The organism is Pseudomonas sp. FSL W5-0299, from assembly GCF_005930655.1.
GTDB classification, from domain to species: domain Bacteria; phylum Pseudomonadota; class Gammaproteobacteria; order Pseudomonadales; family Pseudomonadaceae; genus Aquipseudomonas; species Aquipseudomonas mandelii.
The window spans coordinates 1-19,419 of record NZ_RXHX01000014.1; the positions used below are offsets into that span (position 1 = coordinate 1).

Here is a 19,419-nt window from a genome sequence, read left to right on the forward strand (position 1 = left end):
AACCCATCACTGTCGGTTGATCTCCCTCATTGGATCTCCGGCGCGACACAGATCCAGTGTAGGAGCGAGCCTGCTCGCGATGGGGCCGGCAAAAACAACCTCACCCTCGCTGATTGATGCGCTCTAGCAAGTATTCGAGAACCGCTTCCCGCTCCCCGGCAAACTCAATCCGCGCGCCCTTCTTCTCCCGCTGAAAGGCATACATCGGATCGTAATACTCACGCAGCAACCCTTCGATCCAGCCCCGGTGCAAATCCACCGCCCCGCTGTTCGCCTGCTCCGCCAACGCGTCTTCCATCAAGATCAACATCCGCCGGTGCCGTTCACCGCCCAGGCGCTTCTGCACATTGTTCAAGCTTTCCAGCAGACGCTCGGAAAACAGCGCAAAGCCTTCATCGCCATGCACGCTGATGAACTCGGCACACAAGTCCACGACGTAATCGCGCAAGATCCGTTCGACCCGCCCTTCCTGGCTGTCCTCCAGCCAGACCATCGGGTACTGCTGCATGCCCTGAAACAGCGGCAAGGGCAACGCGCAGCTGCCAATCGCCCGGCTTTCGTCTTCCAGCACAAACTGCTCGATGCCGTGAGCGCGCTTCTTCAGCACGTCTACCGCCAGGCGGTTTTCAAAGTCGATATTGGACGGTTGGACGGTGGCGCGTTTGCCGAAGCTGGAACCGCGATGATTGGCGTGGCCTTCGAGGTCCAGGCCGTTGCGTAGCTGCGTGAGCACCTCGGTCTTGCCGGTGCCGGTCATGCCGCCCAGCAATACGAAATCGCACTGGGCAACGGCCTGATCGACCGTGTCCAGCAAGAAGCTGCGCATGGCCTTGTAGCCGCCACCGACGCGCGGATAGTCGATGCCGGCCTCGTCCTTGAGCCACTGCTGGACGATCTGCGAACGCAAGCCGCCGCGAAAACAATACAAATAGCCCTCGGGGTGCGCCCGGGCAAAATCGGCCCAGGCCTGGATGCGTTCGGCCTTGATCTCGCCGGACACCAATTGATGCCCCAGGGTGATCGCCGCTTGCTGGCCGTGTTGCTTGTAGCAGGTGCCGATCCGCTGCCGCTCGTGGTCGTTCATCAGCGGCAGATTGACCACCCCGGGGAACGCGCCCTTGTGGAATTCGATCGGCGCGCGGGCATCCAGCATCGGCCGGTCGTTGAGAAAGATGTCGCGGTAGTCGGTGAAGTCGATTGACATCAAAACACCTCGACCGCGTGGGTCTGTCGCTCGACCAGCTCACCGATTGGCTCAAGGGCCAGGCCCAATTCGCTGGCCACTTTGAGGAATTGCTCGTTGCCTTCGGGCGTGACCGCCACCAGCAGGCCGCCGCTGGTCTGCGGATCGCACAGCACCCGCTTATGCAATTCCTGCACGCGCCCGACCTTGCTCGCGTAACTGTCGAAATTACGCAGGGTGCCGCCCGGCACGCAGCCCTGGTCGAGGTAATACTCGACACCCGGCAGACGCGGCACACGGTTGTATTCGATGCGTGCGGTGACGTTGCTGCCGTCGGCCATTTCCACCAGATGCCCCAACAAGCCGAAACCGGTGACGTCGGTCATCGCCGTCACGCCGTCGAGCTTGCCGAAACGGCTGCCGGGTTTGTTCAGGGTGCACATCCAGTCGCGAGCCAGGCCAATGTCGGCCGTGCGCAGCTTGCCCTTCTTCTCGGCGGTGGTGAGGATGCCGATGCCCAGCGGTTTGGTGAGGTAAAGCAGGCAACCGGCGGTGGCGGTGTCGTTGCGCTTCATGTGGCGCTTTTCAACCAGCCCGGTCACCGCCAAGCCGAAGATCGGCTCCGGGGCGTCGATGGAATGCCCACCGGCCAACGGAATGCCCGCCTCGTCACACACCGAACGTCCACCGCGAATCACTTCCCGGGCAATCTCCGGCGCCAATACATTCACCGGCCAGCCAAGGATCGCAATCGCCATCAGCGGATCACCGCCCATGGCGTAGATATCGCTGATGGCGTTGGTGGCGGCAATGCGGCCGAAATCGAACGGGTCGTCGACGATCGGCATAAAGAAGTCGGTGGTCGAGACCACGCCGCGTTCTTCGTCGATCGCGTACACCGCCGCGTCATCGCGCGAGGCATTGCCGACCCAAAGCCTGGGATCCAGGTTCTGCGCGCCACTGCCGGCCAGAATCACCTCAAGCACTTGCGGCGAAATTTTGCAGCCACAGCCGGCGCCGTGGCTGTATTGGGTCAGACGAATCGGCTCGCTCATGGGAATACCTCGTGAAGACAATGGGGGCGAGTCTACCACTGGCGGTCAATCCAAGGCGCAACACCACCGGCCTTGTAGCAGCTACAGAAGTGTCAGTTCGCGTAACTGACCAACCCGACAATAAAAAGCCTTATTTCGTCGATTTTTCATGGAATTGAAATAATTGGCATCTGTTATGCAAACGTTTGCGAGTCGCTGATATAGACGTTTTCGCGACATAACCGCGCAAGCCCGAAGAATCGGGCTTTTGATCCGCACGAAAAGGGACTTTTAATGCACCGCACGTCCAGCCGCGTGACTTGCTCGCGCACTCTTGCTGTTTCCTTGCTGCTGGCCAGCGTTACAGGACTACTCAGCAGCACCGTTTTGGCGCAATCCGCGCCCGCCGAAGAATCCGCCCAGGGCGAAACCCTGAGTCCCGAAGCCAGCCCGCCGAAAAAAGGCGTTTACCTGTCGGACTGGTTCAACCAGGACCTGACCGTCATCGGCAGCAAAGACATCAGTTTCGGCCCGCAACCGGCCGACGATATTTACCTGGAGTACGAGTACTTCGGGCGCAAAGGGCCGTTCGAGTTGTACGGCTACATCGACATCCCGAAGATCTTCGACATCGGCAACAGTCATGACAAAGGCGTGTGGGACCACGGTTCGCCGGTGTTCATGGAGCACGAACCGCGCATTTCCATCGACCACCTTGCCGGCCGCAGCCTGGCCATCGGGCCGTTCAAAGAATGGTACGTGGCGTTCGACTGGATCTACGACCACGGCAGCAACAGCGCCAACCGCGCCAATACGCTTTACAGCGGCCTGGGCACCGACATCGACACCCACTCGCGAGTCAACTTGTCGGCGAACTTCTACGGGCGTTATCAGTGGGAAAACTACGGCGCCAGCAACGAGTATTCGTGGGACGGCTACCGTGCCCAGCTAAAATACATCGTGCCGATCAGCAGCTTCAGCAACGGCGCGTCACTGACGTACATCGGCTTCACCAACTTCGATTTCGGCTCCGACCTGCACAAGGACAACCCGGCCCGCACCGCCAACGCCACCGTCGCCACCAACGTCTTGCTGTACTCGTTCACACACTTGCGCTTCACCCTGGTCGGCCGTTACTTCCACAACGGCGGTAACTGGGAGGATGGCAGCGAGTTGAATTTCGGCGACGGCGACTTCCGCGCTCGCTCCAATGGCTGGGCTTACTACGCCGGCATCGGTTATCAGTTCTGAGGCTTGATTGAACCTGGAGGTTTTATGAATGCAATGACGCGTATGTCCCTGGCCTGTGCCGCCCTGCTCTCTTCCACTGCCTGGGCAAGCGAAGCACCGATCCAGCCGAAAGTGATGCTGATCACCATGTTCGCCCCCGAGGCGCAAAACTGGATCGATCGTCTGGAGCTCAAGCAGGAAGTTCGAGTGCCGGGCCTGTCCGCCGAGTACCCGACCATTCGCTGCAACACGCAGCAGGTGTGCCTGATGGTCACCGGCATGGGCCAGACCAACGCCGCAGCTTCGACACTGGCCCTGGCCCTGTCGCCGAAATTCGACCTGCGTAAAAGCTACTTCCTGATCGCCGGCATTGCCGGCATCAGCCCGAAACACGGGACCATTGGCACCACCGCGTGGGCCCATTACCTGGTGGAGTTCGGCACCCAGTGGGAACTGGATTCGCGAGACGCGCCAAAAGACTGGCCGACCGGATACATCGGCATCAACACCCAAGGCCCGAACCAAAAACCGCCGCTGGACTACAAGACCGAAGTGTTCGAGCTCAATCCGAAGTTGCAGGCCAAGGCCTTCGCCCTGACGCACAACGTCAAGTTGAGCGAGAGCAAGGAATCGGCGGCATGGCGCCTGAAATACCCGTCGGCCCCAGCCAATCAGCCACCGACGGTGACAAAGTGCGACACGCTGGCCGGCAACACCTGGTTTTCCGGGACGCGCTTGAGTGAACGTGCCGAGGTCTGGACCAAGCTGTTGACCGACGACAAAGGCGAGTACTGCACGACGCAACAGGAAGATAACTCCACCTACGAAGCGCTGCTGCGGGCGAGTCGCGAGGGCCTGGTGGACGTGCAACGCCTGGCGGTGGTGCGCGCGGGCTCCGACTTTGATCGACCGGCCCCGGGCCAGAGCGAGGTGGACAACCTGCTCAAGTATGCGGATCAGGGCGGGTTTGTGCCGGCACTGGAGAACCTGTACCGGACGGGGAATCCGTTGGTGCTGGAGATCTTGAACAATTGGTCGGCGTGGGAGAATGGTGTTCCCGAGGCTTGATCTGACAATGCAAAACCCTGTGGGAGCGAGCCTGCTCGCGATGACGGTGTATCAGGCAACACAAATGTCGACTGACACTCCGTCATCGCGAGCAGGCTCACTCCCACATTTTGATCGGCGTTACGGCAACAAAATCACCTTGTCCCCAGCACCTTGGTTCACTTCTTCATACCGCTCCAGCCCTTCGGCCAGCGGCGATTCAAACAACCCTTCCGGCAACGGCAACAACCCCTGATCAAAGAACTTGCCGAACTGATCGAGCATCGCCGCACACGCCTGCACGCCATACAACAACGAATTGATCCCCACCACCGAACCGCCCTTGCGATACAACGCCAGCGCCGGCAGTTGCACCATGCCGTCTACCGGCGCCGCGATGATCGCGATGCGGCCGAACGCCGCGAGCGCCGGGACCGAGGCCGGTAGCCAGAAGCCGGTGGTGTCGAAAATCACGTCGGCGCCGCCGGTATACACGGCCTGCACCTGCGCGCCCAGCTCCTCCGGTTTATCCAGTTGCAGCGTCTGGTACCCCTGCGCCTGCAGATCCTTGACCTGCTCGGGTCGCCGCGCCGCCGCCAGGACTTGAGCACCACGCACCTTGGCCAACGCCAGAGCGGCACTGCCGACCGCTCCGCCGCCGATCACCAACAGCCGCGTTGCAGCAGTCACCAGACTGCGTTCCAGCGCATCCCACGCCGTGGTGTAGGGCACGCCGAGGCTGGCGGCCTGGGCGAAGCTCAGATGGGTGGGTTTGAGCGCCACGCCATTGGCCGGCAGTTTGACGAATTGCGCATGGGAGCCATCGGCAAAAAAACCCAGTTCACGACCGGTGCCCCAGACTTCCTGACCGATCAGTGCCCGCGGCCCTTCAACCACCACACCGGCGAAATCCCGACCGGGAATCCGTGGCAAGGTGGTGTAGGGAAACCGTCCCAACACATTCTTCACATCGCTGGGGTTGAGGCCGGCCGCCTTGATCTGCACCAGCACTTCATCGGCGCCGGGAACGGGGGTCGGGACATCGACATAACGCAAGGCCGAGAGGTCGCCGGTCTGGTCGAATTGCAGTGCTTTCATGGGAGTGTCCATCGCATAAAGAAAGGGGTTTCAGGAGACCCAGCCCGCCACCAGTTGCCGGCCCATGGGCCACAACTTTTCGCCGGCGAGCATGCCCAGCAGGCCCACCAGGGCAATGGCCGGTGGGGCGGGCGAACGAAAGTCCAGTGCGCCGTAGAGCAGGCCGACGCCCAGACCAATGACCAGCGAGATGAGGTAGCTCATGGCAGACTCCGTGGGCAAACAAGGTATGCCTGAAGTCTAAAGAGCGGTGGCGGCGGGCATCGGCCAAGTGCTTCTGAATATCGGCCAAAGCGCGGCGGGTGCACTGCCAATTGTGTAGCGGCGGAGCCCTGTAGGCGTGAGCCTGTTCGCGATAGCGGAGTGTCAGTCGACATCTGTGCTACCTGATACACCGCTATCGCGAGCAGGCTCACGCCTACAAGGTTTTCCCTCAGCTACAGGGGTGCGTCATGGCTGGACGGGGTGTTGGCTCGCCGCAAACTGCGAAGGCGCGACACCCAGTTCCCGGCGGAACATGTCGCTGAAGCTGCTCGGCGAATAGCCCAGTTCGCGGGCAATCGTGCTGACCGGCACGCCTTGAATCAACTCCGCCGCCGCGGTCGCCAATTGCACCTGCCGCCGCCATTCGGCGAAGCCCATGCCCAGGCCTTCCTTGAACAGCCGTGCCAGGGTGCGCACGCTGGCACCGGCATTTTCCGCGTGCTGCTCGAAGGGAATGGCCAGCGAGGGCGCGGCCATGACCGCCTGACACAGGTTCATCAGGCGTCGGTCGGAATCATCCGGCAACGGGATTTTCAACAGCGAACGCCTGGCTCGTCTAAGCTCCAGCAACGCCAGGCCGACCAGCGCCTCGTAGTACTCGGGCGCGCCATCATCGCCCTGCTCCACCAGCCCGACGATCAGCTCACGCAGCAGCCCGCCGACTTCGATCACCTGAACACTGTCATCCAACGTGACCGCCAATGAGGGCCGAAGGTAGATGTTGCGCATCTGCAGGTCCGAGACCACGCGGATGCCATGCGGCACGCCCGGCGGCAGCCATACCGCCCGTTGCGGCGGCACCACCAACGCCTCTTGGGGCGTTTCCACCCACATGACCCCGCTCATGGCGTACAGCAATTGGCCCCATTCATGCTCGTGGGGCTCGATGTACAAGCCACGCGAGTAAGTGCGTGCCAGCGGTTGCACGGGCACATCGGTGTCACTCAGGTCTGGCGGGGCGGCAAGGGCCATGGGCAATGATCATTGGGGTTTTCAGGTCTTGCATGGTAACGGACCACTCACCTTGTCGCCACCGGCGGCAGCCGTCTGACAATCCGAATGAATTTTCCTTAACCCCAACGATCCTTGTATTACCACAGGGAGGAATACGGGCTTTATGAACAACGCAAAACTTTTCGTCATTGAATACACCCTTCATGGCGCGCCAAAGTCTTTCATTATCCGCCTGGACAAAATGGACAACGCGGAGGCTTGGCACTGGGCCAGTTGTGACGCAGGGGTTGGACGAATACCCCGCTTTGGCCGAGAGAAGGTGCAAAAAACCAGCAAGCCGCTGGCGGAGAAATTCGGCATCGAAAATGTGACGTGGCGCCCGGCGGGCTGAGCATTACAGGGGGTAGTCATCCGACATTGAAAGTGGAGCCCGAGAGGCTCCACTTCATGTTGATGAGCTATTTGGCGTGTGCGCACTTGCAACCCTTGCTCGCACACTCCTCGCCATGTTCGTGGTGCTTGGCGCACGCTTCACAGCAGTAGTGTTTGCCGTGACGCGCTATCGGGTGCTCGCCCAGTTTGCAGGAGCATTTGGGGCAGTCGCAGGTACTTTCACTGTCGATCATGAGTCTGACTCCTTGGGTGTGGTCGTCGCGTGCGGCAAATGCGCACTTCACTCATCAGTGTAGGAGCTACAAAATGGCGCGCAGTTACTCGCTTCGGGTGCTGCTGCGATACATGAACAGCAACGCCAGCGCCAGGCACACCATCGCCAGCAACCGACTGCTCGACAACTCGATCGCCGGGTTACCCAGCCAGCCGAAGTTATCGATCAACATCCCCATGCCCAACTGCCCGACGATCACCGCCACGGTTGCCACCGCCGTGCCGACCCGCGGCACCGCGCCGACCATGACCATCATGTAGACGACGCCGAACAAGGCACCGCTGAGTTGCCATTTCGGCACGTCCAGCAGGCTCACGGCATGGGCCGGTTCAAAAAACAGGATCAGCAACCCGGTGACCACCGCGCCCACTGCGAAGGTCAGCAGACTACTGCGCAACACGCCGACGGTTTCCCCCAGACGCCCGTTGATCGCCGCCTGGATACTCAACACTGCGCCGGCGGCCACCACCACGGCCAACAAAATAATCAGATTCATCATCAACCCCGAGCAATCAGAACAAGTGCCGCGACAATCAGCAGCAACGCTAGCCAACGCTCACCGTTGACCTTTTTGCGGGTGGCGCCGAACCATCCGAAGTGGTCGATCAACACGCTTTTGCCGACCTGCCCGGAGAGGATCGCGATCATCGTCATCGCGATCCCGATGTGCGGCGTGGCCAGGGTCAGCACCACCACGTAGATCGGCCCGAGGAAGCCGCCGATCAACTGCCAGCGCGGCAAGGTGTTCAACGCCGGACCTTGTTGCTTGCCGCTGAATAACAACAGCAGAAACAGAATCGCCGAGCCGACGCCGAAGATGCTCAACGTCGCCCATAAATGCCCGACCTGAACCCCGAGCGGTCCGAGCAGACCGGCCTCTACGGAAAGGCCCATGCCGGCGAGGATCACCAGAGGCAGCAGCAACAGCCGCAGCCCTGGTTTGGCCGCTGGCACTGAAGCGATGTCGATTGAAGAAGATGGCATAAGGAAAACCTGCTCGTCAGATGAATACGGCCCCGGTAGGAGCGAAGCTTGCTCGCGAAGGCGTCATATCAGTCGACATTTCCGGCGTCTGACACGCCGCCTTCGCGAGCAACCTTCGCTCCTGCCAAGGGGCTGTTGTGGCAGGCATTATCGGCTGGCGATCCTTTGCGATAAATGGGAGCATCCCGACAACACTTTTGCGCAACTCGCACAGCAGGATCGACCATGCATGGCCTCAACGAGCTCGGATTCAAGGCACTTCGGCTGTTTGTCGCGGTGCTCGACCATGGCAGCTTCTCCGAAGTCGCCCGCCGCGAGGGCCTGGCACCCTCGTCGATTTCCCGGCAGATCCAGTTGATGGAACAAGCCTTGAACCAGCAATTGCTCTACCGCCACACGCGCGCCGTCACGCCCACCGAAGCCGGCCGCATGCTCGGTCATCACGCGCGGCTGGTGCTGGTGCAACTGGAGGAAGCCGAACAGGCCTTGCAGGAGCAGCAAAGCGAACCCAGCGGGCTGGTGCGGATCAATGCGCCGGTGGTCTTCGGGCAACGGCATCTGACGCCGTGGCTGGGGCTGTTGTGCGAGCGCTATCCGAAACTGCAACTGGATATCCAGCAAACCGACAGCTACGTCGACCCGTTGCAGGAAGGCGCCGATTTGCTGTTTCGCATTGGCCCGCTGCACGATTCGAGCATGCAGGCGCGGATTCTGGCGCCCCATCGCTTTCAAGTTGCCGCCAGCCCGGCCTACCTCAAACGCCATGGCACGCCGCACCATCCCGAAGAATTGGCGGCGCATCAGTGCCTGGCCTACAAGGGCGTGGCCGGGCAGCAACGCTGGTTTTTCCGCAAGGACGCGCAGGACTGGACGCCCTACTCCGTCAAAGGCCCGATCACCGGCAACCACGCCGACACGCTCACGCAAGCCGCCGAACAAGGCCTGGGGTTGGTGATGTTTCCGTCGTGGCTGATCGGCGAGGCGGTGCGCAACGGCACGCTGGTGCCGGTGCTGGGGGAATATCAGGTGTCCAACAGCCTCGAACCGCAGCAGATTGCGGTGCTGTGGCCAGGTAGCCGACGGTTGTCGGTGAAGGTGCGCACGGTGATTGATTTCTTCGTGGAGTGCTTCGGAACGGTGCCCTACTGGGACAGACCCTGACACCAAACAAACCCTGTGGGAGCGAGCCGGCTCGCGATGGGGCCGGCACATCCAACATTAATATTGGCTGACAGACCGCTATCGCGAGCAGGCTCGCGTCGCTTGTCAGATCCGGAACTGGCCGACCAGTTTGCCCAAGCGCTGGCCGAGGTCGGCGAGGCTGCGTGAGGTCTGGGCACCGAGTTGGGTTTCGTCGGCGACGCTGTCCACCGCCACGGCGATCTGATGCACGCTGCGGTTGATCTCTTCGGCCACGGCGGTCTGCTCTTCAGCCGCGCTGGCGATTTGCGCGTTCATCGAATTGATAGTGCCGATCAGCTGGGCCATGGTGTCCAGCGATGCGCCGGCTTCATTGGCCTGGGCCGAGGTGCCATCGCCCGCTTCGCTGGAACGACGCATCGCTTCCACCGCCGATTGGGTTCCGGCCTGCAAGCGGTCGATCATGCCCTGGATTTCCTGGGTGCTGATCTGCGTGCGGCTGGCCAGCGCCCGCACTTCGTCGGCCACCACCGCAAAACCACGACCGGCTTCACCGGCACGCGCGGCTTCAATGGCAGCGTTCAGTGCCAGCAAGTTGGTCTGTTCGGCAATCGAACGAATCACCCCCAGCACGCTGACAATCGACGAAACGTCTTTTTGCAGGCTGTCGAGGGACACGCCACTGCTGCGGATGTCGTTCACCAACGCATGAATCTTGACGATGCTGCCGGCCACCACACGCTTGGCGGCCTGGCCTTCTTCGTCGGTTTGTTGGGCCGCTACCGCCGCGTTTTGTGCGCTTTTCGCCACTTCCTGAGCCGCCGCCGACATTTCGTTGATCGCCGTGGCGACCTGATCGGTCTCGTGGCGCTGACGCTCCATAGCCTGATCCGAGCGCTGGGCCTGGTCGGAGACCTGATTCACCAGGCCGGTCAGTTGCGACGTCATTTCGGTGATCTGACGCACCAGGCCGTGGATCTTGTCGACAAAGCGATTGAACGAGCCGGCCAGTTCGCCGAGTTCGTCCTGGCTGGTGATGGTCAGACGACGGGTCAGGTCGCCCTCGCCCGCCGCGATGTCATCGAGGTTGGCTTTCATCAGGTTCAGCGGACGCAGAATGGTATTGGCCAGCAGCATCCCGGCTGCCGCGATCACCAGCAGCATCACCACGGCGATACCGACGATGGTCAGCACCACGCCTTCCATCCGCTCCTGCACCTTGGCCTGGACCAGCGCGACTTGCGCCTCGATACCATCAAGGTTCACCGACGTACCGACCGCCATGTCCCACTTCGGCAGGTATTCGGTGTAGCCCAGTTTCGGCACCAGCACTTGAGTGTTGCCGGGCAGTGGCGAGCTGTATTGCAGGTAGTGGGTGCCGTCTTTGGCGACTTTGACCAGGTCGCGGTTGACGTAGACGCCGTTCGGGTCGCGGTTGTCCTTGAAGCTCTGGCCCACGCCTTCCGGGCTGTTGGCCTTGAACAGGCGCACGGTGTTGGAGTCGTAGCCGAAGAAGTAGCCGTCCTTGCCGTAGGTGATGCTCGACAACAGCTTGATCACCTGCGCCCGCGCCGCGTCATCGCCAGGGGTGGCCGCGTCGTAAAGCGGTTTGATCGTGGTCATGGCCACGGCCACGTAACTTTGCAGGGTGGCCTTGGCATCGCTGAGCAGTCGCTGGCGGGTTTCCTCGACTTCCTTGCTGGCCTGCTCCTGCAGAATGAACAGCGTGGTCAGGCTGATGACTAGCGCAAAGAGCAACACCGGGAGGACAGCAAGGGACAGGACTTTAGCCTTCAGGCTCATGCGCATGACGGTTCACTCTTTTGATTTTGTTGGCGTGGTTAAGGCTTTAACGGCACGCCAACGAAAAACTGTAGGAGCCAGCGGCATCGGATCGCCGAACCGCTGGCTCCTACGGAAGTGAAATCAGAGGACCATCGCGGCCACCCAGCCGAACGCCAGCAGCGGCAGGTTGTAATGCAGGAAGGTCGGGACCACGGTGTCCCAGATGTGGTGATGCTGGCCATCAATGTTCAGACCGGAGGTCGGGCCCAGCGTCGAGTCCGAGGCCGGCGAACCGGCGTCACCCAACGCGCCGGCCGTGCCGACGATGCACACGATCGCGATCGGGCTGAAACCCAGCTGCACGCACAACGGCACGAAAATCGCCGCCAGGATCGGCACGGTGGAAAACGACGAGCCGATGCCCATGGTCACCAGCAGGCCGACCAGCAACATCAACAGCGCGCCGACGCCTTTGCTGTGCCCGATCCACGACGCCGACGTTTGCACCAGCGTCTGCACCTGACCGGTGGCTTTCATCACTTCGGCGAAACCCGAGGCGGCGATCATGATGAAACCGATCATCGCCATCATTTTCATGCCTTCGGTGAACAGGTCGTCAGTGTCGCGCCACTTCACAATGCCCGACACCGAAAAGATCAGGAAACCCGCCAGCGCACCAATGATCATCGAGTCCAGCAACAGCTGAATGATGAACGCCGCCGCGATGGCCACACCGGCGACGATCAGGCTCAGCGGGTTGTACTCCACCGCGACTTGCTCGACTTTCTCTATCTTTTCCAGGTCGTAGACGCGCTTCTTGCGATAGCTGATAAACGCCACCGCGAGGCCGACAACCATGCCCAACGCCGGAATGCCCATGGCATGGGTGACGTTGATGCCGCTGATATCGACGCCGCTGCGCGCAACGTTGGCCAGCAGGATTTCATTCAGAAAGATGTTGCCGAAGCCCACCGGCAGGAACATGTACGGCGTGATCAGGCCGAAGGTCATGACGCAGGCGATCAAGCGGCGATCCAGTTGCAACTTGGTCAGCACATATAGAAGCGGCGGCACCAGCAGCGGAATAAAGGCGATATGTATCGGCAGAATGTTCTGCGAAGCGATGGCCACCACCCACAGCAAGCCGATCAGCAGCCACTTGACCTGGCCGCCACCGCTGGCGTGTTGGCGATCCACCATCAGCAGGGCCTTGTCCGCCAGGGCATGGGCCAGGCCGGACTTGGCAATCGCCACAGCGAACGCACCGAGCAAGGCGTAGGACAACGCCACCGTCGCCCCGCCGCCGAGGCCACTATTAAAGGCTTTCAGGGTGGCATCGATGCCCAGGCCACCGGTCAGCCCCCCCACCAGGGCGCCGACAATCAGCGCGATCACTACGTGCACGCGGGACAGGCTAAGGACCAGCATGACGCCGACCGCGGCAATTACAGCATTAATCATCGTTACCTCAGGGCAAGCGAAATGAGCTCAGCCGGCAGTCTGCGAAGCGCCGCCAGCAGATCAAGGAATGGGTTTTATTAGAGGGCGCGCACTGTGCCGCAGAGTCGGCCCGGTGTCAAAGCGCATGGGCCGACCTGTATGTAACGGGCCACGAAATACCTGTGGCGAGGGAGCTTGCTCCCGTTCGACTGCGCAGCAGGCGTAAAACCTGCCGATGCGTAGTGGCTGACGGAATGCCAGGGGTCGCTTCGCAACCCAACGGGAGCAAGCTCCCTCGCCACAGGTAAGCGTTCTCGCCACAAAATCAGCGGCGAGCCTTATTCGGATGCCGGCATAAAGAAAGGTGAATCGTGGCCGTTACAGTGCAAAGTCTCAGATAAATATCGAATAAGGACGTCTCTCCATGTCGCTCAGACAACTTTCCATCCAATGGAAAATCACCCTGCTGGCCGGGCTTTGCCTGGCCGGCATCGTGACCCTGCTGGTGGGTCTTTCGCTGTATCGCATGGAGCACAGCTCCGAGATGGTGAAAGCCTCGAGCATGGAGATGCTCACCGAAGCCGCTCAGGCCCGGATCGAATCCCAGGGGGAAAACCAGGCGCTGGTGATTCGTCAGCAGTTCATGGACGCCTATCAATACGGCCACGGCTTTTCGCGCCAGGTGCTGTTCCTGCGCGACCAGGCGGAAAAGCGTTTTCTGGACGCCTTCGACCTGCGTGAAGACCTGACCCGCCAGGTCAAGTCGGCGCTGCAAGCCAACCCGGATTTGCTCGGCCTGTCCCTGGTGTTCGAAGCCAACGCGCTGGACGGCAAGGACGATCTGTTCTCTGGCCAGGCTGAACTGGGCAGCAACGACAAGGGCCGTTTTGCCCTGTATTGGTCGCAACCTGTGCCTGGCAAAGTGACCTCCATGGCGCTGCCGGAAAGCGACATGGCCGACACCAAGGCCGGTCCCAGCGGCGAGCCGGCCAACGCCTGGTTCACCTGCCCGCGCACAACGCTCAAGCCGTGCGTGATCGAACCGTATTTCTATGTGATCGACGGCCAGCAGGTGCTGATGACCAGCATCGTGTTCCCGCTGATGATCAACGGCAAAGTCATCGCTTCGCTGTCGGTGGACATCAACCTCAACAGCTTGCAGGCCATGAGTCAGGGCGCGAGCAAAAAGCTCTACGACGGCCAGACCCGCGTTAGCATCATCAGCCCGGTCGGCTTACTCGCCGGTTACAGCGCGGACGCCAGCAAACTCAGCCAGCGCCTGGACACCGTGGACACGTCCGACGGCACCGAGCTGATTCGCATGCTCGCGGCCAGCAGCACCACCGAAAGCCTGCACAGCAACCAGCAACTGAAAGTGCTGTCGCCGTTCCAGCCGATTCCCGGCGGGAAATCCTGGGGCGTGTTGCTCGACGTGCCGGAAAAAGTCCTGGTCGGCCCCGCCGAAACCCTGAAAAACCAACTCGATGACAGCAACCGCAGCGGCACCCTGATTGAGCTCGGCCTCGGTGTACTGGCCGCGCTGATTGGCTTGCTGCTGGTGTGGCTGATGGCGCGCAGCGTGACCAGACCGATCCTCGGCGTGGCGCACATGCTCGAAGACATCGCCAGCGGCGAAGGCGACCTGACCCGACGCCTGGCTTACGACAAGCAGGACGAACTGGGCCAGTTGGCTGGCTGGTTCAACCGCTTCCTCGACAAGCTGCAACCGATCATCGCCGAAGTGAAACGCTCGGTGCAGGACGCCCGCAGCACCGCGGATCAATCCTCCGCCATCGCCACGCAGACCAGCGCCGGCATGGAGCAGCAATACCGTCAGGTCGATCAGGTCGCCACCGCCTCCCACGAAATGAGCGCCACCGCCCAGGACGTCGCCCGCAGTGCCGCGCAAGCCGCCCAGGCCGCGAAGGATGCCGACCAAGCGACTCGCCGGGGCCTGACCGTCATCGACCAGACCACCACCAGCATCGGCAACCTCGCCGCCGACATGAGCGCGGCCATGGTGCAAGTGGAAGGCCTGGCGGCCAACAGCGAGAAAATCGGTTCGGTGCTGGAAGTGATTCGCGCCATTGCCGAACAGACCAATCTGCTGGCCCTCAACGCCGCGATCGAAGCGGCCCGCGCCGGTGAGGCCGGACGAGGTTTTGCGGTGGTCGCCGATGAAGTGCGCAACCTGGCGCGACGCACCCAGGAGTCGGTTGAAGAAACCCGCGTCGTGATCGAGCAATTGCAGTGCGGCACGCAGGACGTGGTTGGCTCGATGAACAACAGCCATCGCCAGGCGCAAGGCAGCGTCGAGCAGGTGGGCCAAGCGGTGACAGCGCTGCGCCAGATCGGCGAGGCGGTGACGGTGATCAGCGACATGAACCTGCAGATTGCGTCTGCGGCCGAAGAGCAGAGCGCGGTGGCCGAGGAGATCAACAGCAACGTGGCGACGATTCGCGATGTGACGGAGTCGCTGTCGGGACAGGCGAATGAATCGGCGCGGGTGAGTCAGTCACTCAATAGCCTGGCAAATCAGCAGCAGAGTCTGATGGATCAGTTTCGCGTTTAACGCCGTTATCGCGTCCACTGAAGATCAAAATATGGGAGCGAGCCTGCTCGCGATAGCGGTTTGTCAGCCAACAGAGATGTCGACTGACAAACCGCTATCGCGAGCAGGCTCGCTCCTACAGGGATACTCAGCGTTTGGGGAGTATGATCAGCACTTTCAGGCCGCCCCACTCGCTTTCCTCCAACCGCATCACCGCGCCCCACGTGTCGACGATGTCGCGCACAATCCCAAGCCCCAACCCATGCCCATCCGTCTGTTCATCCAGCCGTGTCCCCCGGTTCAGCACCTGATCGCGCTGCGCCTCGGGAATCCCCGGCCCATCATCTTCCACGCTTAATTCAAACCCTTGCGCCGTCTCGACCACGCTCAACCGAACCTCGGCATCCGCCCATTTGCAGGCGTTATCCAAGAGATTGCCTAGCAGTTCGAGCAAATCCTCGCGATCCCACGGCAGCTGCAAACCGGTTGGTGCGCGGTAGCTCAGGTTCAGGTGTTCGCCGTGAATCATGTTCAACGTCGCCAACAACCCCGGCAGTTCCCCATCGCAATCAAACAGCGCACCCGGCAGCGCATCGCCGGACAAGCGGGCGCGATTGAGTTCGCGACTGAGCCGCTGCTGGACCTGTTCCAGTTGAGCCTTGAGGAGTTTGCGCAGTTCGGGATAAGCGTCGAGCTTCTCGCTGGAAGCTACGCTCAGCAACACCGCCAACGGCGTTTTCAACGCATGCCCAAGGTTGCCCAGGGCATTGCGTGAACGTTTAAGGCTGTCTTCGGTGTGGGCCAGCAAATGGTTGATCTGCGCCACCAGCGGCTCCAGTTCCACCGGCACCTGGTCATCAAGTTGCGAGCGCTGGCCCTGCTGCAACTGGGCGATTTGCTCTCGGGCCTTTTCCAGTGGGCGCAAGGCGCGGCGCACGGTGATCCGTTGCAGCAGCAAAATCAGCAGCAACCCCGCCAGCCCGAGGCCCAGACCGACTTGTTGCATGCGCCGAAAACTCTCGCGCACGGGCGTGTAGTCCTGCGCCACACTGATCGAAATCGATTGCCCGAGCCGACGATAGTCCGAACGCAGCACCAGCAATTGCTGACCTTCCGGCCCCAGTTGCAGGTTGCTGTGCAGGCCGGGATGGTCGAGTGGCGGCAGTTCCTGATCCCACAACGAGCGGGAACGCCAATGCTTGTCGGCGAAATCGATACGGAAGTAGTGCCCGGAAAACGGCCGTTGATAGGCCGGCGACAGGTGCCGCTCATCCAGTTGCAACCCCGCCGGCCCGCGCACCAGCGCCACCAGCAGGTTTTCACTGTCGTTGCGCAAACCGTCTTCGAGGTAGCGCTGCAGCCCCTTTTCGAACAACCACAGGCTGGTTTGCGCCAGCACCAGGCCGACGACCACCATCACGCTGATCAGCCCCAGACTCAAGCGGCGCTGAATCGACCTCACTGGGCTTGTCCGCCGAACAGGTAACCCTGGCCGCGACGGGTTTCGATCACACTTTTCCCAAGCTTGCGCCGCAGGTGGTTGACGTGGACTTCGAGCACGTTGGAATCGCGCTCGGTTTCACCGTCGTAGAGGTGTTCGGCGAGGTGGCTTTTGGAAAGGATCTGCTCGGGGTGCAGCATGAAATAGCGCAGCAGGCGAAACTCGGAGGCCGTCAGCTGGATATCGGCACCGTCACGCGTGACGCACTGACGACCTTCATCCAGGTGCAGCCCCGCCGATTTGAGCGTCGGCTGGTTGGCCTGACCGTGGGAGCGCCGCAATAACGCCTGGACCCGCAGGTGCAGCTCTTCGGGGTGGAACGGTTTGGTCAGGTAATCGTCGGCACCGGCCTTGAGGCCTTCGATGCGCTCGGCCCAGGAACCGCGTGCCGTGAGGATCAGCACCGGCGTGACCAGACCACCGGCCCGCCATTGCGCCAGCACCTCAAGCCCCGGCAAACCCGGCAGGCCCAGGTCGAGGATGATCAGGTCATACGGCTCGCTGCTGCCCTGATACACCGCGTCTCGGCCATCGGCCAGCCAGTCCACGGCATACCCCTGCCGGTTGAGGCCGGCCATCAATTCGTCGGCCAGCGGCACGTGGTCTTCCACCAGAAGCAAACGCATCGATCAATCTTCCTTGTCTTTCAGTAACTGGCCAGTGGTGGCGTCGAGGTCCAGTTCACGAACCACCCCTTCGGTGGTCAGCAACTCGACTTCGTAAATGTAGACGTCGTGTTTTTCTTCAAGCTCGGCTTCCAGCAGTTTGGAGCCGGGGTAGCGGTCCAACGCCTGTTTTAACAATTGCTCAAGCGGCAGGATCACGCCTTGCTGGCGCAAGCGCAGGGCTTCGTCCTGATCGAGGTCGCGGGCCATGACGACCGAGCAGAACGCCAGCAGCACCAACGCCATGCGTGAAAATGAACACACCTTCATTACGTATCCTGATGATCCTTGAGAACCTGGCCGCTGACAGCGTCTAATTCCAGATCCCACTCAATGCCCTGTGGGTCGCGCAGCTCAACCTGGTAGATGTACTTGCCGTACTCTTCTTCCAGCTCGGTTTCGGTGATTTTGGCACCGGGATGTTTGGCCAGAGCGGTGGCGTTGAGCTTCTCGAAAGACACAATGGTACCAGCGTCGCGCAATCGCAGGGCTTCATCGGGGCCTAAATCACGGGCGTGGGCGAGGCTGGCGGTCAGGGTAAGGATGGACGCGGTGAACAGGGCAGTCAGGGTTTTCATGGGTGTCTCCGTATTTTTTATGTGTTGCCTACGAGGAGCACCTTAGCGGGCTGAACTTAACTGAAACTGAATTGCCATCATTGGAGCAACCCATAAATCCTGGGCGAACACCGACCCTGTGGGCGCGAGCAGGCTCACGCCCACAGTGTGGATTGGTGGCGTTGCCTGAGCTGTTTATAATCCCCCGCTTGCCCGACATCGAGACCGGTATGACCGCCATCCACATCAAGTTCCCTTCCCTGACCCTCAAGGCCGGCCCGCGGGCCTTGGCACGCATCCGTGAAAACGGTTTGAGCGCCGCCGATGTCGGCACGTTGCCGGGGGCCGCCGGGGGGCCGAAAGCGTTGGGGATTCAAGGTCTGGACCTGGCGTTGTTTGGCGAATGGCTGCCGGCCGCACCGCGCGAGCGTGCGTTGATCGGAGCGTCGGTGGGCTCCTGGCGCTTCGCCAGCGCCTGTCTGCCGGACGCCGCCGAAGGCATCCGGCGCCTCGGTCACCTCTACACCGAGCAGAACTTCGACAAGGGCGTGACCATGGCGCAGATCAGCCAGAGCTCCCGGCGCATGCTCGATGAACTGCTCGACGGTCGCGATGCGTCGATTCTGGACAACGCCCACTACCGCCTGAACATCATGGTGGTCAAAAGCCACGGCTTGCTCGCGGACGATCATCGCGGCCGTCTCGGGCTGGGCCTGTCGTCGGTGATCGCCGACAACCTGCGGGGGCGCGCACGGCTGTCGCGGCATTTCGAACGGCTGATCATCCACGACCCGCGCCTGGCGCCGCCGGTCCATGCACTCAACGATTTCCCGTCACGCTTCGTCGCGCTGAATGCCGGTAACCTGCGTCAGGCGCTGCTTGCGTCGGGCTCGATCCCGATGGTGATGGAAGGCGTGCGTGACCTGCCGGGCGCAGGCGCGGGGACGTTTCGCGATGGCGGCCTGCTCGACTATCACCTCGACCTGCCCTACAGCGGCAACGACATCGTGCTCTATCCGCATTTCACCGACCGGGTCATTCCCGGCTGGTTCGACAAGACCCTGCCGTGGCGCCGAGCCTGCCCGGCGCGGTTGCAGGATGTCCTGCTGCTGGCGCCATCGAAGGACTACCTGGCGCGCCTGCCCTACGGCAAACTGCCGGACCGCAACGACTTCAAGCGCTTCATGGGCGATGCCCCGAGCCGGCAGAAATACTGGCGTGCGACGATGGACGAAAGCCGTCGCCTGGGTGACGAGTTTCTCGAACTGGCCGCCAATGGTCGCCTCGGCGAGCGCTTGCTGACCCTTTAGTCAGTGTTT

20 protein-coding genes and 2 pseudogenes are annotated in these 19,419 nt (G+C 61.5%); 7 read left to right on the top strand and 15 right to left on the bottom strand.

What is annotated here, in order from left to right:
* Positions 1–100 precede the first annotated feature (100 nt).
* Positions 101–1,204, bottom strand: a complete 1,104-nt coding sequence (mnmH, locus tag FHL16_RS17960) for a tRNA 2-selenouridine(34) synthase MnmH (RefSeq protein ID WP_077748858.1) — start codon at positions 1,202–1,204, stop codon at positions 101–103.
* Positions 1,204–2,238, bottom strand: a complete 1,035-nt coding sequence (gene selD, locus FHL16_RS17965) for a selenide, water dikinase SelD (RefSeq protein ID WP_010458591.1) — start codon at positions 2,236–2,238, stop codon at positions 1,204–1,206. The genes mnmH and selD overlap by 1 nt, the downstream gene beginning before the upstream one ends.
* Positions 2,239–2,511: 273 nt before the next feature.
* On the opposite strand from selD, the gene FHL16_RS17970 reads away from it, so the two are divergent.
* Together FHL16_RS17970 and FHL16_RS17975 are read left to right on the top strand one after the other, a co-directional pair.
* Positions 2,512–3,468, top strand: coding sequence for a nucleoside-specific channel-forming protein Tsx (locus tag FHL16_RS17970; protein WP_077748859.1), 957 nt, complete (start codon positions 2,512–2,514; stop codon positions 3,466–3,468).
* A 24-nt stretch (positions 3,469–3,492) separates the two neighbouring features.
* A complete protein-coding gene (locus FHL16_RS17975; RefSeq protein ID WP_077748860.1) occupies positions 3,493–4,515 on the top strand; it encodes a purine-nucleoside phosphorylase in 1,023 nt (340 codons plus the stop codon).
* Between the two features lie 120 nt (positions 4,516–4,635).
* Here FHL16_RS17975 and FHL16_RS17985 read toward each other — a convergent pair whose 3' ends face one another.
* From FHL16_RS17985 to FHL16_RS18000, 3 genes are all read right to left on the bottom strand, one after another.
* The gene (locus FHL16_RS17985; protein ID WP_077748861.1) at positions 4,636–5,592 is read right to left on the bottom strand and encodes a quinone oxidoreductase family protein; all 957 of its coding nucleotides are present in this window, start codon (positions 5,590–5,592) and stop codon (positions 4,636–4,638) included.
* Positions 5,593–5,622: 30 nt separating this feature from the next.
* Positions 5,623–5,796 carry a DUF1427 family protein gene (locus FHL16_RS17990; protein ID WP_010458583.1) on the bottom strand — a complete coding sequence of 58 codons (174 nt, stop codon included), beginning with the start codon at positions 5,794–5,796 and terminating at the stop codon, positions 5,623–5,625.
* A gap of 246 nt (positions 5,797–6,042) precedes the next feature.
* Positions 6,043–6,828: an AraC family transcriptional regulator gene (locus FHL16_RS18000; RefSeq protein WP_077748862.1), complete on the bottom strand. Its 786-nt coding sequence runs from the start codon at positions 6,826–6,828 to the stop codon at positions 6,043–6,045.
* Between the two features lie 145 nt (positions 6,829–6,973).
* On the opposite strand from FHL16_RS18000, the gene FHL16_RS18005 reads away from it, so the two are divergent.
* Positions 6,974–7,201 carry a DUF6555 family protein gene (locus FHL16_RS18005; RefSeq protein WP_010458578.1) on the top strand — a complete coding sequence of 76 codons (228 nt, stop codon included), beginning with the start codon at positions 6,974–6,976 and terminating at the stop codon, positions 7,199–7,201.
* A 67-nt stretch (positions 7,202–7,268) separates the two neighbouring features.
* Here the strand turns inward: FHL16_RS18005 and FHL16_RS18010 are convergent, their stop codons facing one another.
* The 3 genes from FHL16_RS18010 to FHL16_RS18020 all read right to left on the bottom strand — a co-directional run bounded on the left by FHL16_RS18010 (position 7,269) and on the right by FHL16_RS18020 (position 8,461).
* The gene (locus tag FHL16_RS18010) at positions 7,269–7,436 is read right to left on the bottom strand and encodes a metallothionein (protein ID WP_010458576.1); all 168 of its coding nucleotides are present in this window, start codon (positions 7,434–7,436) and stop codon (positions 7,269–7,271) included.
* Positions 7,437–7,520: 84 nt separating this feature from the next.
* Positions 7,521–7,976 carry a DMT family transporter gene (locus FHL16_RS18015; protein WP_010458574.1) on the bottom strand — a complete coding sequence of 152 codons (456 nt, stop codon included), beginning with the start codon at positions 7,974–7,976 and terminating at the stop codon, positions 7,521–7,523.
* Positions 7,976–8,461, bottom strand: coding sequence for a DMT family transporter (locus tag FHL16_RS18020; protein WP_077748863.1), 486 nt, complete (start codon positions 8,459–8,461; stop codon positions 7,976–7,978). The genes FHL16_RS18015 and FHL16_RS18020 overlap by 1 nt, the downstream gene beginning before the upstream one ends.
* 225 nt (positions 8,462–8,686) lie before the next feature.
* On the opposite strand from FHL16_RS18020, the gene FHL16_RS18030 reads away from it, so the two are divergent.
* Positions 8,687–9,622, top strand: coding sequence for a LysR family transcriptional regulator (locus tag FHL16_RS18030; protein WP_077748864.1), 936 nt, complete (start codon positions 8,687–8,689; stop codon positions 9,620–9,622).
* 105 nt (positions 9,623–9,727) lie between these two features.
* Here FHL16_RS18030 and FHL16_RS35035 read toward each other — a convergent pair whose 3' ends face one another.
* The 3 genes and pseudogenes from FHL16_RS35035 to FHL16_RS18045 form a co-directional block, all read right to left on the bottom strand.
* Positions 9,728–10,549 carry a methyl-accepting chemotaxis protein gene (locus FHL16_RS35035; protein WP_371860812.1) on the bottom strand — a complete coding sequence of 274 codons (822 nt, stop codon included), beginning with the start codon at positions 10,547–10,549 and terminating at the stop codon, positions 9,728–9,730.
* Positions 10,550–10,633: 84 nt separating this feature from the next.
* Positions 10,634–11,410: pseudogene (locus FHL16_RS35040) on the bottom strand (cache domain-containing protein); the annotation flags it as partial.
* A gap of 117 nt (positions 11,411–11,527) precedes the next feature.
* Positions 11,528–12,844 (bottom strand): Na+/H+ antiporter family protein, encoded by a 1,317-nt coding sequence (locus FHL16_RS18045; protein WP_162179694.1) that lies wholly within the window; start codon positions 12,842–12,844, stop codon positions 11,528–11,530.
* Between the two features lie 1,549 nt (positions 12,845–14,393).
* Between FHL16_RS18045 and FHL16_RS35045 the strand changes: the two are divergent.
* Together FHL16_RS35045 and FHL16_RS35050 are read left to right on the top strand one after the other, a co-directional pair.
* A pseudogene (locus FHL16_RS35045) lies at positions 14,394–14,540 on the top strand (HAMP domain-containing protein); the annotation flags it as partial.
* A gap of 102 nt (positions 14,541–14,642) precedes the next feature.
* Positions 14,643–15,398 carry a methyl-accepting chemotaxis protein gene (locus FHL16_RS35050; RefSeq protein ID WP_370654464.1) on the top strand — a complete coding sequence of 252 codons (756 nt, stop codon included), beginning with the start codon at positions 14,643–14,645 and terminating at the stop codon, positions 15,396–15,398.
* Between the two features lie 127 nt (positions 15,399–15,525).
* Here FHL16_RS35050 and FHL16_RS18055 read toward each other — a convergent pair whose 3' ends face one another.
* From FHL16_RS18055 to FHL16_RS18070, 4 genes are read right to left on the bottom strand one after another with little or no spacing between them, the layout of a single operon-like run.
* Positions 15,526–16,839 carry a sensor histidine kinase gene (locus FHL16_RS18055; protein WP_010458560.1) on the bottom strand — a complete coding sequence of 438 codons (1,314 nt, stop codon included), beginning with the start codon at positions 16,837–16,839 and terminating at the stop codon, positions 15,526–15,528.
* Positions 16,836–17,504, bottom strand: coding sequence for a response regulator transcription factor (locus tag FHL16_RS18060; protein ID WP_010458558.1), 669 nt, complete (start codon positions 17,502–17,504; stop codon positions 16,836–16,838). Before FHL16_RS18060 ends, FHL16_RS18055 begins: the two co-directional genes overlap by 4 nt.
* A 3-nt stretch (positions 17,505–17,507) precedes the next feature.
* Positions 17,508–17,813 (bottom strand): PepSY domain-containing protein, encoded by a 306-nt coding sequence (locus FHL16_RS18065; protein WP_010458557.1) that lies wholly within the window; start codon positions 17,811–17,813, stop codon positions 17,508–17,510.
* Positions 17,813–18,121 carry a PepSY domain-containing protein gene (locus tag FHL16_RS18070; RefSeq protein WP_010458554.1) on the bottom strand — a complete coding sequence of 103 codons (309 nt, stop codon included), beginning with the start codon at positions 18,119–18,121 and terminating at the stop codon, positions 17,813–17,815. The genes FHL16_RS18065 and FHL16_RS18070 overlap by 1 nt, the downstream gene beginning before the upstream one ends.
* Before the next feature lie 209 nt (positions 18,122–18,330).
* Between FHL16_RS18070 and FHL16_RS18075 the strand changes: the two genes are divergently transcribed.
* Positions 18,331–19,410, top strand: coding sequence for a hypothetical protein (locus tag FHL16_RS18075; protein WP_010458552.1), 1,080 nt, complete (start codon positions 18,331–18,333; stop codon positions 19,408–19,410).
* The last annotated feature ends 9 nt before the right edge of the window (positions 19,411–19,419 follow it).

Bases quoted from the DNA above. Each gene is read 5' to 3' on its own strand.
- mnmH (WP_077748858.1), bottom strand. From the start codon at position 1,204: ATGTCAATCGACTTCACCGACTACCGCGACATCTTTCTCAACGACCGG.
- selD (WP_010458591.1), bottom strand. From the start codon at position 2,238: ATGAGCGAGCCGATTCGTCTGACCCAATACAGCCACGGCGCCGGCTGT.
- FHL16_RS17970 (WP_077748859.1), top strand. From the start codon at position 2,512: ATGCACCGCACGTCCAGCCGCGTGACTTGCTCGCGCACTCTTGCTGTT.
- FHL16_RS17975 (WP_077748860.1), top strand. From the start codon at position 3,493: ATGAATGCAATGACGCGTATGTCCCTGGCCTGTGCCGCCCTGCTCTCT.
- FHL16_RS17985 (WP_077748861.1), bottom strand. From the start codon at position 5,592: ATGAAAGCACTGCAATTCGACCAGACCGGCGACCTCTCGGCCTTGCGT.
- FHL16_RS17990 (WP_010458583.1), bottom strand. From the start codon at position 5,796: ATGAGCTACCTCATCTCGCTGGTCATTGGTCTGGGCGTCGGCCTGCTC.
- FHL16_RS18000 (WP_077748862.1), bottom strand. From the start codon at position 6,828: ATGGCCCTTGCCGCCCCGCCAGACCTGAGTGACACCGATGTGCCCGTG.
- FHL16_RS18005 (WP_010458578.1), top strand. From the start codon at position 6,974: ATGAACAACGCAAAACTTTTCGTCATTGAATACACCCTTCATGGCGCG.
- FHL16_RS18010 (WP_010458576.1), bottom strand. From the start codon at position 7,436: ATGATCGACAGTGAAAGTACCTGCGACTGCCCCAAATGCTCCTGCAAA.
- FHL16_RS18015 (WP_010458574.1), bottom strand. From the start codon at position 7,976: ATGATGAATCTGATTATTTTGTTGGCCGTGGTGGTGGCCGCCGGCGCA.
- FHL16_RS18020 (WP_077748863.1), bottom strand. From the start codon at position 8,461: ATGCCATCTTCTTCAATCGACATCGCTTCAGTGCCAGCGGCCAAACCA.
- FHL16_RS18030 (WP_077748864.1), top strand. From the start codon at position 8,687: ATGCATGGCCTCAACGAGCTCGGATTCAAGGCACTTCGGCTGTTTGTC.
- FHL16_RS35035 (WP_371860812.1), bottom strand. From the start codon at position 10,549: ATGACGTCGCAACTGACCGGCCTGGTGAATCAGGTCTCCGACCAGGCC.
- FHL16_RS35050 (WP_370654464.1), top strand. From the start codon at position 14,643: ATGGAGCAGCAATACCGTCAGGTCGATCAGGTCGCCACCGCCTCCCAC.
- FHL16_RS18060 (WP_010458558.1), bottom strand. From the start codon at position 17,504: ATGCGTTTGCTTCTGGTGGAAGACCACGTGCCGCTGGCCGACGAATTG.
- FHL16_RS18065 (WP_010458557.1), bottom strand. From the start codon at position 17,813: ATGAAGGTGTGTTCATTTTCACGCATGGCGTTGGTGCTGCTGGCGTTC.
- FHL16_RS18070 (WP_010458554.1), bottom strand. From the start codon at position 18,121: ATGAAAACCCTGACTGCCCTGTTCACCGCGTCCATCCTTACCCTGACC.
- FHL16_RS18075 (WP_010458552.1), top strand. From the start codon at position 18,331: ATGACCGCCATCCACATCAAGTTCCCTTCCCTGACCCTCAAGGCCGGC.